This window comes from Amycolatopsis sp. WAC 04182, assembly GCF_003947465.1.
Classification (GTDB): Bacteria; Actinomycetota; Actinomycetes; order Mycobacteriales; family Pseudonocardiaceae; genus Amycolatopsis.
Genome location: NZ_QHJJ01000004.1, coordinates 390,603 through 403,860 on the forward strand (window position 1 = coordinate 390,603; position 13,258 = coordinate 403,860).

Consider the following 13,258-nt stretch of genomic DNA (forward strand, 5'->3'; position numbering starts at 1 on the left):
CACGAGGTCTCGAAAAGGACCTTGAGCAGGGAGGAGGCTCACGATGTTCTCGATCATCCTGACCTGGGTCGGCTCGATTCTCGGACTCGCACTCCTGGTGGCCATGGCCGCCGGCGCCTTCGTCGTCGACTTCGACGACGCCCGCGGGGACCGTCGCCGGAAGAAGCAGCGAGTCACGGAGAGCAAGGGCACCCCCGCCGCACCTCTGGGCTGAACCGCGGCACGCTGAACCGCGGCGGAGGTCCGCCCAGTCGAACGGGCTCAGTCGAACGGATTGTGCAGCTGCGCACCGAGCCCGGCCATGTCGGCGAGGTTCCTGGTGACCAGGGTCAGCTCGTGGACCCGGGCGGTCGCGGCGATCAGCCCGTCGATGGACGGCACTTTCCGCGGCGCGTACTGCCTGCCCCATTCGGCCGCGATTTCGGCGGTCACCGGAAGGATCCGTTCCGAGAACTGCGTGGTGAGCCCGGCCAGCCAGTCGGCCAGCGCATCCGCGCGCTCCCTGTCCCGCTCCCCTCGATGCCTGAGTTTCGTGATCCCCCGCTCGATCTCCCCCACCGTCAGCGCGCTCAGATAGAGCCTGCTCGACGACACTCCACCCCACCACCGGGCGAAACCCGGGTTCTGCGTGCGGCGCCGAGCCTCGGACACGATGTTCGTGTCCAGCAGAAAGCTCACCCGCTCACCTCCACGACGTCCCTCGGCAGGTCTTCGGCGCGTTCGGCGGCGATCTCCTCCAGCACGTCGGCCAGCGCCTCCCCGTACTCGGGGTGGTGCTGTTCCCCGGAAAGCACGAGCTTGAAATCGACGGCTTCGCCGCTTCCGGTCAATCTGCGGTAATCCACGATGTCCAGCACCACGGCCACCTCTTCCCCATGTTTCGTCACGAACTGCGGCCCATCGGACGCGGCTCGGCGCAGCAGCTCGCTCAGCCGCTGCTTGGCGTCCTGCACTTGCCAGGTTGCTGCCTCCATCTAGACAGACTAGACAGAAGGAGGTGGGTTGGCAAGGGCCGGCGGGGGGTGACCGGGGAATCCGGTGATCAGGCGAGCTCGCCGAGCGCCTTCCGGTAGTCGTCGATGTCGTAGTCCATCTCGTGCTCGCCCGCTTCGGTGAGCTGGGCGGACAGCGCGTCGATGAGGCGGTCGAAGATCTCGTCGCGCTCCTGCCCGGTCTCGCTCAGCCGGCGCACGGCCTGCCAGACCTCGGCGGGCTCGTCGGCCCAGAGCTGGTCGACGATCGTGGTCTTCAGCGCGAGCCGCATCCGCGGTTCGCCGTCGAAGGTCTCCTCGGCCAGCGCCTCGTGGTACTCGGGGTGCTCGCCGATCACCAGCAGGCGGCGCTGCTCGGGGTCGGCGGGTTCGAGTTCCAGCTCCTCGTCCCCGATCTCCGCGTAGACCGTCGGGACGGCGAACATCCGGCGTGCCAGGGCTTCCGCGAGTTCCGCCGGGTCTTCGATGCCTTCGGAGCCGTCGAAGTAGACGTCGAGCGTCGAGTCCTCGTCCTGCGCGAATTCCTCCAGGAACTCGGTCGCGCTCTCCAGCAGCGCGACGCGCGCGGCCTCGGGGAGCCCGGCGCGGTCGGCGGCCCAGGTGACCCAGCCGAGCAGAGCGGGCTCCAGCGCGTCTTCGTAGGCCTCGTCGATCTCGAACTCGCCGTCCAGCAGCGACTCGAGGAACCGGGCAAGCTTCTCGGGGCCGACCCGCAGCGGGCTGCCCGGCTCGGTTTCGCAGCCGTGATCCACGAGCAGGCGCGCGTAGAACCGCGTCGCCTCCGTGTCCTCCACGAGCCCGGACCCGACGAAGTCGGCGACGACCTCTTCGCGGACCTGCTCGGGCCATTCGGCGATCTCGGGCGACGGCTCGGGAGCGGGAAGCGCCCGGATCCAGGCCAGCGCGAGCGCGTGGAACCGCGCGTAGTCCTCGCTGACGTCGGGCTCCTCGACGACGTCCGTCGCGGCCAGCCCGTCCGCGAGCAGCTGATGGGCACGCTCGGGCAGCACCCGCTCCAGCGTGACGAGTTCCGGGTCGTCGGCGGCCTGCTGCCGCATCTCGGCCAGCACGTCCTGCGGCTTGTCGACCACGACGACGTCGCGGATCCGGCCGCCCTCGGTGAAGTCGACCAGCGCGAGCAAACCGTGCTCGGCGCCGCCGCGGGAGAAAACGCACAGGAGGGAGGACTCGTCGCCGAAGACGTCGCCGGTCCGCCAGCATTCCCCGACGGTCACCGCGGCCAGGTCCGCCACCCATTCCGGTTCCGGGATCCCGCGGCCCAGCACGGTGTTCAGCGCCGAAGCGGCAGCCTCGCGCTCCTCCTCGGTCTCGGCGAAGACCTTCAGCCCGGCCAGCAGTGCGGCCGCGGCGGGGGTGATCTTCCGCTCGGCGAACGCGATGAGCTCCAGGCCCAGCGGCGTTTCGTCCTCTTCGAGCTCGATCTCCCACCACTGGCCGAGCACCTCGGAGGTCAGCAGCTCGACGTCGAGCACCTCGGGTTCGGCACCCAGGGTCGAGAAGTCCCGGAGGACGTCCTTGAAGAGGCCCGTCACACTCGGGGTGGAGGGCTGGGCTGCCTTCTTGCGGGCACGGCTCACCGGACTCATGGCGACATGTTTTCACGCGGACCCGGCCGGGCTCGTCGCGGTGGTCCTGGGCGCGGAACACGGGGTCCAGGACGCGGGCGGACACCGGTTCACCGACCACCGCGACTTCGCCGGGTTTCCTCGGTGCACTGCGAATAACGACAGTCGGCGGGCGCGGTTACGCCCTGACCGGTTTGGGAATCGCGATTCTCGCCGCTTTCACCTCGGCGATCAGCCGCGTCTTGCGTTTGTGTATTTCCACCAATGTGCCGAGGTACGAGCTGAATTCTTCAGCCGTACCGGCCTTTTTGTGCGCCGTGCGCAGTTTGCGCAGATGCCGGGCCGCCTCGCGGTAGGCGTTCGGATCCTTGCGCGTGATCAATTCTTCGACATGGTCCCGGTACACGGGAATGGTTTCGGCGGGATGGGCGACGGAACGGGAATCCGCGAGTTCGACCCGCACCGGCAAAGACGCCTCGAAGCGCACCGCCGCCCGCCATGCCTCGTCCGCGCGGTCTTCGCCGAGCAACGCGCGGACGAGTTCGTCGGCGGCCTCCGTGCCACCGGCGGCGAGTTCACGCAACCGGGCCAGCGCGGTCTTCCGCTGCGCGACCCAGCGGCCCGTTTCCAGCGACTCCTCGCGCAGCGCGAGGTACGTCGCGGCCGTGGGATTCTCGTCGAAGTCCTTGCGCGACAAGGGAACCGGTTCTTCCTCCGGCGGAGGAGCCTCCTCCTTCTTGTCGTGCGTGAGCGCCCGCGCCGCATGCGCGATGGCCTCGCTGTGCCGTCCCGCCGCGCGCAGCACGCGCACGATCTTGAGACTGACGTCCACCCGCGGCGGTTTGGCGGCGAGGATCGCGACGAGCGCGTCGACGTCGCCGGTCACCTCCGCCAGTTCCTCGCGCAGCCGCTCGGCGGTCTCGCGTTTCACACCGGAAGGATGCTCCGCCAGCACGCTGTCCACAGTGGACTTTATCCGCGCGATTCCCTTGTCCCCCAGCGCGGAGGCGAAGTCGGCCAGCTCGATGACCGGCCAGCCGGGGCCGTCGAACTCCACTTCGAGGATCCACGCGGCCAGGCTCTCCGGGTCCGGCGGATGCGCCACGCAGGCCCGAGCGTACAGCTCGACGGCCCGGTCCAGCCGGTCCGCGACCTCGCCCGAGGCGTCGTCGATCTGCTCCAGCATCTCGCTGATGTCGTCCACGGTCCGACGGGCGAGCGGGGCGAGATCGGCCCGGCTGCCGGCGTCGAGAAGCCGCTGAAGCGTGTCGAGGACGGACCCGACCTTCGCGGCGTACTCGACGTTGCCCGCCAGCACGGCGGTGTCGAGGAGGCGATGCGCCTCGGCGACGTCACTCCCCTGGGTGGCGAAACGGTTCTCCAGTGCCTGCCGTAACGCAGGGTCACGTTCGGCTTGGGCGTGCAGCAGGTCCGCCAGCGTTTCCGCGTCCAAGGTACGCAGGTAGGGGCGCAGATCCGTCGGGGAACTCACCCGGACAAGTCTGCCCGACCGCTTCGCCGACTCGTGTGGGCCAACAGCGTGCTCTTTTCGGCGTAATCGCTCACCAGGTGTGACCAGGTCAGCGTCGTCATCGGCAGCCGACGGGCGAGCTGCATGACGATCGCCATCACCACCCCCGCGAGCAGCGAAATCGCCCCGGCGGCGGCGAGCGCGCCGCTCAGCACCCGGCGCCCGCCGTCTATCGCGAGCTGTGCCGAGTACTCGATCTGGCGCGCGGTGAGATCGCCGAGGGTCCGGCCGACGACGCCGGCCGCGACCCGCCAGGCGGCCTGGCCGACGGGCGGCGGCGTGGCCGCGCTCAACGCGGTTTCGACCGCGCCGAACCGGCCCCAGTCCTCGCTCCCGACGAGCTCGCGGTAGGTCTGGCGACTACTGTCCGTCAGCTTTCCGGCGATCGCGTCGAGCCTGGACCGGTAGGCGCCCACGGCGGCGGCGTAGTCGCGGCGCCCCGCGTCGTCGATCCCGGCGACCGCGAGGGAATCACTGCGGTCCATGCCTTCGACCGCGGTGAGCAGCTCGACGGCGATCGTCTGCTGGTAGCCGACCTCGGCGTCGGGGGCCGCCCGCGCGATCTCGCGCACGGAGGAAAGCGAGGTATCGATGCGGTCGGCGTACGCGGTGTAGGTGGCGGAGCGGCTGCCGGGCGCCTTCAACGCGACCGCCCGCTCCCGCTGCAGCGACGCGATCCGCCGGCTCGCCTCGGCGAGGGTGACCGCTCCGTTCTCGGCGTCGTCGCGGTCCTCGATGGCCTGCTGGACGAGGAATCCGCCGATGAACAACGCGACGAGCACCAAGGCCGCGCTCGGCACGAACGCGATGGAGAGCACGCGAGACCGAAGGCTTCGCTGATACGTCAAGACTTTCCTTCCGGATGGTCTCCCGACGCCGAGCGACGTTATGCAAGTTGCACTTTGCACGTCAACGCTCGTCCGCCATACGGCCGTTAGCGCACCGTGACGATCTGGTAGGCACGGCACGTGACACTCGACGATCTCAACCAGCGCCTCCGCGACTTCGCCGCGGCACGGGACTGGGAACCGTTCCACACACCGAAGAACCTGGTCATGGCGCTGTCCGGCGAAGTCGGCGAGCTGACTTCGCTGTTCCAGTGGCTCACCCCGGAGGAGTCCGCGGAGTGGCGCTCCGACCCTGAACTGGCGCACAACGTCGTCGACGAGATCGCCGACGTCACGCTGTACCTGCTCCAGCTCGCGAACAGCCTCGGGGTGGACCTGATCGAGGCGGCGAACGCCAAGATCGACCGGAACGAAATCCGCTTCCCGGCGCCCGATCAATCAGCCCGTTCGGGCGGTACCAGCAGGTCGGATGATCAGTGAGACTGGATGCGTGGATGGTGCGCCCAGGTCGACCTTCGCCTCCCGGCTAGGGCGAATCACGCTCTCCGACTTCCGGAAGCTGGGAACGACCAGGAAGTTCACCGCAGGTGATCAGCTCTTCATGGAAGGCGACGCGCCAGGGAATGTGTTCCTGGTCGAGTCAGGCTCGATCAAGGTCTACATGATCTCCCCAGCGGGAACCGAGCTCATTCTCGGCTTCCGAGGTGCCGGCGACCTGCTGTGCGAAACGAGCGCGCTGGAAGGAATCCCGCGTTCGACCTGCGGTACCGGACGCGTGGACGGGGAGGTGACCGAGGTTTCCAGGTCGGCTTTCCGTTCCTTCATCCGCAGACACCCTGAAGCGATGGCCCATGTGTTCAGCGTCATACGCGACCGCCTGCGTGATTCTGATCAGGAGCGACTCTCCTACGCGTCCGAGAGTGTGGCCGCTCGAGTCAGCCGAAAACTGGCCTCATGGGCCGCTATGTACGGAAGCCCGGAGCCCGGCGGAAAAGTGGTCATCCGCGGATTCAGCCGTAGAGAACTCGCCCAAAGCGTCGCGGCGGCAGAAAAATCGGTGGATGAGGTCCTGGTCGCGCTGCGTGCCGCAGGCCTGATCTCGACAGGGCGGCTGCAGATCGTCATGAACGATCCGCACCGGCTCCTCAGCTGGCCTCTAGCACAGCCCTGATCTCCCGTCCCCCGGTTTTCCGGGAGAACGGATTGCCTTCGCACCTAAAACTCTTCGTGCATACCGCCACAGAGAGGTGCGAACCATGCGACAGATGCCCAAGACCGGCGCCCTGTTCGGCTACGACGTGATCGGATCGTCGAGTGTGGACGACGACCTGCTGGAGGAGGTCAGGGGGAATGCCACGGATTTCGTCCTTGAAGCGTTGGAACATGTCGGAGTCGAGGAGCGGAGCCGGGCGAACTACTCGTCGACCGGCGACGGGGCTTTGGCCGTCTATCCCGAATCCGAGCTGCCTGCTTTGATCGATGCCGCCTACTTCCTGCAGGGCAAGCTCTATCTACACAACAGGGCTCATCGTCCGGCGATCAGGCTCCGGCTAGCAGTACACACGGCGCCGGTACGCATCACCGAAGAAGACAATTTTCAACGACCCACGATCGAGCTCGCCCGGCTGCTGGACGCGGCCGAGTTCAAACGGGTCGTTCGACGTATGCCGGATCAGAACCCTGTGACGGTCGCGCTCGTCGTGTCCGACCAGGCCTACCGAGTCGCGGTGCGTAGCCGGCACACCCAGCGCCTGCTGCCGCATGACTTCGGCAAAGTGGAGGTGATCAACAAGGAATTCACCGAGGACTGTTGGATCTGGATTCCTGGTCTCGATGCCGAGCGGGTCCGCGAGCTGTCCCTGCCCGAACCGTCAGCGCAGCCCCTCGAACAGCCGGCTTCTGCACCGCACGGGCAGCCCGCGCCTGGCGGAATAGTCATCCAGGGAGGGCTGGAGGGCAACAACTTCCTCGGCGCGAACCATGGCAAGATCACCGCGACCTACCAGCAGCCCGGCGGAAACCCGTGACCGAAACGCTGGAGAATGGCGAGATCCCAGTCCCCGCCCCGGAACCCGACTCCCAGGCCGCTGTCACCGGCAACACGGTGATGGAGAACTCGGGCACCGTGAACAACACGTTCAACAACTTCGGCCCGCAGCCACAAGAAGCAGACCGCACCGACGCACCGGAAGTCACGACCAGCCTGGTCGACGGACCGGTACCGGACGCCATGGTCAAGGAGGCGATCAAGGCGTTCTGCCATCCGGGCGGATATCAGAACGCGCTTCGCGTCCTGCGCGATCGCAGGGTGCTCGTCCTCTGTGGGCGGTCGACCGGACGGACCCTCGCCGGCGTACGGATGCTCATCGATCTCAACCTCGATGCCTTACAGCAGCTCGACCCGCTTCGGCCGCTCAACGACCTCGCCACACTGAGAAAGCCCACCGTCCCGACCGGCTATTTGTGGGACGACATAACCACCAAAGACTGGGCCGACGGACTCACCTGGCGGACGCTCTTCAGCCTTGAACGGTTCCTCCGGGAAAGTGGCTCGTTCCTGGTCATCGCCTTCGGTGCCGAGGATGTGCGTGACCCGAACGTAAAGGCCTATCTCGCCGAGATCGTCGCGCCGGACACCGCGGACGTGGCGAAGGCCCATCTCAAAGCCAGAGGTATACCGGAAATCCAGCACGCGGGCCTTCTCGGCCAAGTCGAGCTGGACAGGGCACTTCCTGACTACAGCAGGCCGAGCCGGGGAGCCGAGGTCGCACGCCAGCTGCACGAAGCCGCTCAAGGGCACTACGACATCGAAGAGGTCAAGGAGAACCTCTACCGACGGCAGGACGAGGATGTCAAATCCTGGTTCGAGAAGAACAAGGATCTGCAGATAAGAGCTTTGGCCATTTCTATCGCCTTTTTCGAAGACTGCCCCTACAACACTATCGCGGCGGCCTCGAAAGAACTGGAAGAGGTTCTCAAGAACCCGGAGAACAGGGAAATTTGGCCTTACCGGCCGCCGAACCTGTTCTGGGAAAGCAGAGGCGACCGGCTCCGGCGGGCCCAGGCGAAGCCGCGCCCCGCTGACGAGCTCATGCCTGTCGACCCGGAACCGATCATCTTCTCCAGGCCGGATTGGGGTGAGCGACTGCTCTTGTACGTCTGGAAGGAGCATGAGCGGATTCGCCCGATCATCCAAGACTGGCTGGCCGGCGTGAGTCGTTCCATCCTGATTCCGGGCGCAACAGGCCACGACCAGTCAATGACCCGGTTCGGCACCCTGCTGGCGAAGGCTGCGGAACGCCAGGTGATGGACTGGGTCATCAACTGGGCATACGATGGCTCGGAGAGTCTTCAGTCGCTGGCAGCGATGACATTACGAGGGATGTCTGCGAACAGTTCCTACGTTCGGGTCATCAAGAACTTCCTCCACGCGTGGTGCAATCCCCGAACCCAACTGAGCTGCCGGATGACTGCAGCCATCGCCCTTGGTGGCGAGTTCGGCCGCAGTCAACCCGAGTTTGCCCTACTCCGTCTTCGCCGGCTGACCAAGAACGCCACGCCGGAATTAGGGATCGAAATAGGAAAGACGATAAGTTCATTACTCGCCGAGCCCAATAATCGAAGTCTTGTCTTGAGCACACTGCCGGTCTGGATACTTGAAGGCGGTGCGACTTCCCGGCAGATCGCCCTGCGCTGCGCACTGACCGCGCTGTCCCTCAACGGGCGGACGATCTCGTTCGCCGAAGGGGACACGGCCGCGGTCAGAATCCTGATCACGGCCTTACTGGAGGACGGCAAGCTTCGGCGGAAGGCGCTCTCCGGATTGACCCTGTGGGCGGTGGAGGCCGAATGGAAAGCCGAGTCGAACAGTCACATCGCCGGCTTGCTGCGTCTGCTCTTCACAAGCCCTGACGACATCCTGATCCGTCGGCTCAGCTTCTACCTGCGCAAGGCCTTCGCCGAAGACCCCCGTCAAACCGCACCGCTGAGAAACGCGCTTGCCCGATCACTCAAGGAGATCTCCGATGCCCGCTGACTCCGCCTACGAATCCTGGAGTTCGGTGCGCCGTCACACCCGGCTGTTCCGTACCGTTTTCCGCCATCAACTGAAGAGAAGGCCTACAACGGTCCTTGTGGCCGAGTGCGACGACGGCATGTGGGCCTGCTCGAACCTTCACGTCGGCTCGACCACCGGGGTCATCAAGCTTACGCTCGGGATGGCTCGGGCGAAGACGATCAAACGCCTCTATGAAGTGGATATCTCTCGTACCACCATGCGGTTCACCAGTGTCTTCGAAACGGAGAAAGAAGGCGCCATCGTCGATGGCGACATCACCGTGGCCTGGCACGTGAGCGACCCGGTGGGGCTCATCAAGCAACCGAAGTTCGATCATCTCGACGCGATCCGCAACGCGGCCGAAGACCGCCTACGGCCGATGGTCCGCAAGGCTGGACTCGACGAGATCGAGGGCATCGCTGACAAGGCCGACACCGCACTCGCCCACATGATTCCACTTCGCGAAGGGCCAATTTCCTGGGGAGATGCCAGCACGCTGTTCCGGCTCACCGGAGAAGGCGCTTTGCATCGGCACTCGCTCGAGGAAATCCGGCGGGCACGGATCGTCGACCGCGAACAGCGGGCGATGGACCGGGAACGGATCAACTTCTACACGGAGGTCATCGACTCGGGCCAGGTCAGCCTGCTCGCCATGCTCTTGAGCAACGACAAGGAAAAGGTTCAGGAGGTATTGAACTACATCCATCGTCACGACATCCCCATCGGCCGCATCCTGGTCGACCCCAAGGATCCATTCCGCAACGCGGTCGGACGGCTGATGAGCGAAGCCGACGACTTCGACCTGCACGAGATGCGGGTCGCGTGGCTGAACAGCATCACGTCGCCCGACAGAGGAAGCTCGCTGAACCTACTGCGGGAGTCTCTCGAGGAGACCTTGGCCGAAAGCCCGAACGGCTCCAAATCGACATAGCCGCCTTTCGGGTCTTGTGGGGCGTTCGTTCGGCGGAAACACTGTGCCGACGTTCCCTGGAGGTGGCCCTTGTCGCGTTCGGCTCGCACCGTGTTCCTGGCCCTCGTGCTGTCCCTGAGCGCGGTCGCCGCGCCGGCCTACGCGGCGCCGCCGCCGACGACGCACCGGGACCCCGGCAACGGGCCGGAACGCAATGAGATCGCCGCGACCGATCAGCCGATGAGCGTCGCGCGGGCCGCGGCGGGCGAGAATCTCGCGGGCGACCGTTCCGGCTATCCGCGCAAGACCAAGCTGCGCGTGTACCCGGAGAACACGGCCGACAAGTCGATCAAGCTCGGCCTCGCGCCGTATCACGCGATCGCGCCGAAGCTGAACGCGTTGCAGGCGCGCAGTGATCGGATCTCGGTCGAGATCGCCGGGCAGTCGGGCCTCGGTCGCGACCTCTATCTGGTGACGCTCACCGCGCCCGAGAGCCCGTCCGAGACGCGGCGGCAGGACGCTTGGCGCTCGCTGATCGAGAACGATCCGGCCCGCGCCGCGCGCGACCCGTTCCTGCGCCACGGCTACAAGGCGCCGGTGTGGATCAACAACAACATCCACGGCAACGAATGGGAAGGCACCGACGGCGCGCTCCGCGTCATCGAGAAGCTGGCGACGTCGAACGACCACCAGACCGCCGAACTGCTGAAACGGAACCGCTTCTACTTCAACGTCACGGCCAACCCGGACGGCCGGGTCGCCGGCACGCGGCAGACGTCGCAGGGTTTCGACCCCAACCGCGACTTCGTCACCGCGTCGCAGCCGGAGGTGCGGGCCATGCGCGGGATCGCCATCGGCAAGCAGCCGCTGATGATGCTGGACGAACACGGCTACGTCGCGAACACGCTCATCGAGCCGACCACCCCGCCGCACGGCCAGAACTACGACTTCGACCTCTACCTCAAGCACGGGTACGCCAACGGGCTCGGCATGGAGAAGGCGGTCCAGGCGCTCGGACGGCCGGAGACGGCGAAGCCCGAAATCCCGTTCCGCGACTACGAACCCGGCAGCTGGGACGGCTGGGCGCCGATCTACACCGCCCAGTACGCGATGTACCACGGCGCGGTGTCGTTCACGATCGAGATCCCGATGCGGGTCAACAACGCGGACTACGAGACGCAGCCGGTGCCGGAGCTCCAGCGGCGCGCGGTGATCAACACCGAGGTCGTCGAGGCCACCATCGGCAGCACGCTGACCTACGTCGACCGCAACCGCGGCGAGCTGATCGCGAACCAGATCGAGATGTTCCGCCGGGGCACGGCGGGCGAGGCACAGCGTGAGATCCCCGATGGGTTCGTGCCCGGTTTCGGACCGGAAGACCGCTACCGCACGGAGTTCCCGCGCGCGTACGTCATCCCCTCCGGCGCGGACCAGCGTTCGGCCGTCGCCGCTTCGCGTCTCGTCGACCACCTGGTGGCCAACGACGTCCGCGTGCGGCAGGCGGACCGCCCGTTCTCGCTGGCCGGGCACCGGTATCCGGCCGGTTCGTACGTGGTCGACATGCACCAGCCGAAACGCGGCCTGGCGAACGTGATGCTGGAGCAGGGCAGCGACATCTCGGCGAAGGTGCCGGTCATGTACGACATCTCCGGCTGGAGTCACCGCCTGCTGTGGGGCGCGTCGGTCGACATCGTCAAGCAGGGCAGGCTCGACGTCCGTGCGCACGACGTCGTCGCCGCGTCGCCCACCGGTGGCATCGACGCCGCGCCCGGCCGTGACCTCGCGCTGAAGCTCGTCGACGGCAAGGACGTCAGCGCCGTCAACGACCTGCTGAACCGGGGTCTCGCGCTGGGACGGACGGACGACGGCACGATCGTCGTCCCCGCGTCGGCGCGCCCGGCGGCCGCCGAGGTGGCGGACCGCTACGGCGTCCGGTTCACCGAAGCACGCGGGACGGCGACGCCGTTGACCCGCAAGACCGTCGCGGCCGCCGTCGGACCCGACGAGCTGAAAGCGCTGCGGGACATGGGCTTCGACGTGCGCCCGGTGTCGGCGGCGGTGCTCAACGCCGGCTTCGACTGGTCCAGGGTGGACCTGCTGTTCGTCTCTTCAGGACTGCGCTACACCGATCTGAATCCGGCCGCGAAGGACGCTTTGCGCGCCTTCCTCGCTCGCGGCGGCGTGGTCACGCGTGGTGCCACGGGCGCGCGGTTCAACACCGACGTGGGACTTCTCGAAGCACGTCCGGTGGCGGGCTGGGAAGACGGGAACGGCGTGGTCTCCGTGGTCAACGGGACCGGCCCGGTGGGAAGCGGGGCGCTGCCGGACTCGTTCGTCTACGGGCCGTTCTGGTTCACCGATCTCGGCTCCTCGGTCAGTGTCGAGCAGCGCTACGCCAGCGGGAACCCGCTGGTCGCGGGGCATTGGCGGACCCAGGACGACGGGACGGGCGGGCCGCTGCAGGCGGCGGGACAGGCCGCGGTCGTGTCCGGGACCTCGGGGCTCGGCGGGCGGGCGGTGCTGTTCGGCACCGAACCGCTCTTCCGCGATCACCCGAAGGGCTTGTACTCGCAGGTGGCCAAGGCGATTTACTGGGCCGCCGCGAAGTAACGTGGGGGTATGCCGATCCAGGTGCTGCTCATCGACGACCACGAGGTGGTGAGGCGCGGTCTGCGTGACCTCCTCACCGACGAGCCCGACATCGAGGTCGTCGCCGAAGCGAGCGGGGTCGACGAGGCCTTGGCCGTGGCGATGCACGTCGAGCCGGACGTCGCGGTGGTCGACGTGCGGCTCGGCGACGGCGACGGCATCGCGCTCTGCCGCGAGCTGCGGTCGAAGCCGAACCCGCCGCAGTGCCTGATGCTGACCGCGTTCGACGACGAGGAGGCCATGGTCGGCGCGATCATGGCGGGCGCGGCCGGGTACCTGCTGAAACAGGTCCGCGGTCAGGACGTCGTCAACGCGGTCCGCGAGGTCGCGGCGGGCCGGTCGCTGCTCGACCCGCTGTCGACGGCGCGGGTGCTCGACAAGCTGCGGCATCCGCCCGAGGACGAGCTCGGTTCCCTCACCGAACGCGAGCGCGAGGTGCTGGACCTGATCGGGCAGGGCATGTCCAACCGCGAGATCGCGGAACGCCTGTTCCTCGCCGAGAAGACGGTGAAGAACTACGTGACCTCGGTCCTCGCGAAGCTGGGCATGCAGCGCCGCACGCAGGCGGCGGCGTGGATCGCGCGCCGGGACAGGTAGTGCGCGAAAAAGGTACCCCCCCCCCGTCGTTTTGGCCGAAGGTCCCGGTTGAACCGGGTTTCCGCTCCTGGCTGACCAACGCTCCCGA

13 protein-coding genes are annotated in these 13,258 nt (G+C 67.0%); 8 read left to right on the forward strand and 5 right to left on the reverse strand.

The genetic code is table 11. The features are described 5' to 3' along the window. Positions 1–43: 43 nt before the first annotated feature. Positions 44–214, forward strand: a complete 171-nt coding sequence (locus DMH01_RS43055; RefSeq protein WP_199745587.1) for a hypothetical protein — start codon at positions 44–46, stop codon at positions 212–214. A 47-nt stretch (positions 215–261) separates the two neighbouring features. Here DMH01_RS43055 and DMH01_RS22065 read toward each other — a convergent pair whose 3' ends face one another. From DMH01_RS22065 to DMH01_RS22085, 5 genes are all read right to left on the reverse strand, one after another. After that, positions 262–678: a type II toxin-antitoxin system VapC family toxin gene (locus tag DMH01_RS22065; protein ID WP_125679157.1), complete on the reverse strand. Its 417-nt coding sequence runs from the start codon at positions 676–678 to the stop codon at positions 262–264. Beyond that, the gene (locus DMH01_RS22070) at positions 675–974 is read right to left on the reverse strand and encodes a type II toxin-antitoxin system Phd/YefM family antitoxin (RefSeq protein ID WP_233621635.1); all 300 of its coding nucleotides are present in this window, start codon (positions 972–974) and stop codon (positions 675–677) included. Before DMH01_RS22070 ends, DMH01_RS22065 begins: the two co-directional genes overlap by 4 nt. Before the next feature lie 68 nt (positions 975–1,042). Beyond that, positions 1,043–2,599, reverse strand: coding sequence for a DUF1841 family protein (locus DMH01_RS22075; protein WP_125679158.1), 1,557 nt, complete (start codon positions 2,597–2,599; stop codon positions 1,043–1,045). A gap of 157 nt (positions 2,600–2,756) precedes the next feature. Beyond that, positions 2,757–4,070, reverse strand: coding sequence for a hypothetical protein (locus DMH01_RS22080; RefSeq protein WP_125679159.1), 1,314 nt, complete (start codon positions 4,068–4,070; stop codon positions 2,757–2,759). Further along, positions 4,067–4,927 (reverse strand): nitrate- and nitrite sensing domain-containing protein, encoded by an 861-nt coding sequence (locus DMH01_RS22085; protein WP_125679817.1) that lies wholly within the window; start codon positions 4,925–4,927, stop codon positions 4,067–4,069. Before DMH01_RS22085 ends, DMH01_RS22080 begins: the two co-directional genes overlap by 4 nt. Before the next feature lie 150 nt (positions 4,928–5,077). Here DMH01_RS22085 and DMH01_RS22090 point away from each other — a divergent pair, with 150 nt between their 5' ends. The 7 genes from DMH01_RS22090 to DMH01_RS22120 all read left to right on the forward strand — a co-directional run bounded on the left by DMH01_RS22090 (position 5,078) and on the right by DMH01_RS22120 (position 13,170). Continuing rightward, positions 5,078–5,437 carry a nucleotide pyrophosphohydrolase gene (locus tag DMH01_RS22090; RefSeq protein WP_125679160.1) on the forward strand — a complete coding sequence of 120 codons (360 nt, stop codon included), beginning with the start codon at positions 5,078–5,080 and terminating at the stop codon, positions 5,435–5,437. Between the two features lie 10 nt (positions 5,438–5,447). Next, positions 5,448–6,128 (forward strand): Crp/Fnr family transcriptional regulator, encoded by a 681-nt coding sequence (locus DMH01_RS22095; RefSeq protein WP_158633250.1) that lies wholly within the window; start codon positions 5,448–5,450, stop codon positions 6,126–6,128. A 94-nt stretch (positions 6,129–6,222) separates the two neighbouring features. Next, the gene (locus DMH01_RS22100; RefSeq protein ID WP_125679162.1) at positions 6,223–6,984 is read left to right on the forward strand and encodes a hypothetical protein; all 762 of its coding nucleotides are present in this window, start codon (positions 6,223–6,225) and stop codon (positions 6,982–6,984) included. Then, on the forward strand, positions 6,981–8,993 hold the full coding sequence (locus DMH01_RS22105) for a hypothetical protein (protein WP_125679163.1): 2,013 nt from the start codon (positions 6,981–6,983) through the stop codon (positions 8,991–8,993). The genes DMH01_RS22100 and DMH01_RS22105 overlap by 4 nt, the downstream gene beginning before the upstream one ends. Then, a complete protein-coding gene (locus DMH01_RS22110; protein ID WP_125679164.1) occupies positions 8,983–9,945 on the forward strand; it encodes a hypothetical protein in 963 nt (320 codons plus the stop codon). Before DMH01_RS22105 ends, DMH01_RS22110 begins: the two co-directional genes overlap by 11 nt. Before the next feature lie 69 nt (positions 9,946–10,014). Further along, positions 10,015–12,534, forward strand: a complete 2,520-nt coding sequence (locus DMH01_RS22115; RefSeq protein WP_125679165.1) for a M14 family zinc carboxypeptidase — start codon at positions 10,015–10,017, stop codon at positions 12,532–12,534. 9 nt (positions 12,535–12,543) lie between these two features. Beyond that, positions 12,544–13,170 (forward strand): response regulator transcription factor, encoded by a 627-nt coding sequence (locus DMH01_RS22120; protein ID WP_016330621.1) that lies wholly within the window; start codon positions 12,544–12,546, stop codon positions 13,168–13,170. Positions 13,171–13,258 lie beyond the last annotated feature (88 nt).

Bases quoted from the DNA above. Each gene is read 5' to 3' on its own strand.
- DMH01_RS43055 (WP_199745587.1), top strand. From the start codon at position 44: ATGTTCTCGATCATCCTGACCTGGGTCGGCTCGATTCTCGGACTCGCA.
- DMH01_RS22070 (WP_233621635.1), bottom strand. From the start codon at position 974: ATGGAGGCAGCAACCTGGCAAGTGCAGGACGCCAAGCAGCGGCTGAGC.
- DMH01_RS22075 (WP_125679158.1), bottom strand. From the start codon at position 2,599: ATGAGTCCGGTGAGCCGTGCCCGCAAGAAGGCAGCCCAGCCCTCCACC.
- DMH01_RS22100 (WP_125679162.1), top strand. From the start codon at position 6,223: ATGCCCAAGACCGGCGCCCTGTTCGGCTACGACGTGATCGGATCGTCG.
- DMH01_RS22110 (WP_125679164.1), top strand. From the start codon at position 8,983: ATGCCCGCTGACTCCGCCTACGAATCCTGGAGTTCGGTGCGCCGTCAC.
- DMH01_RS22120 (WP_016330621.1), top strand. From the start codon at position 12,544: ATGCCGATCCAGGTGCTGCTCATCGACGACCACGAGGTGGTGAGGCGC.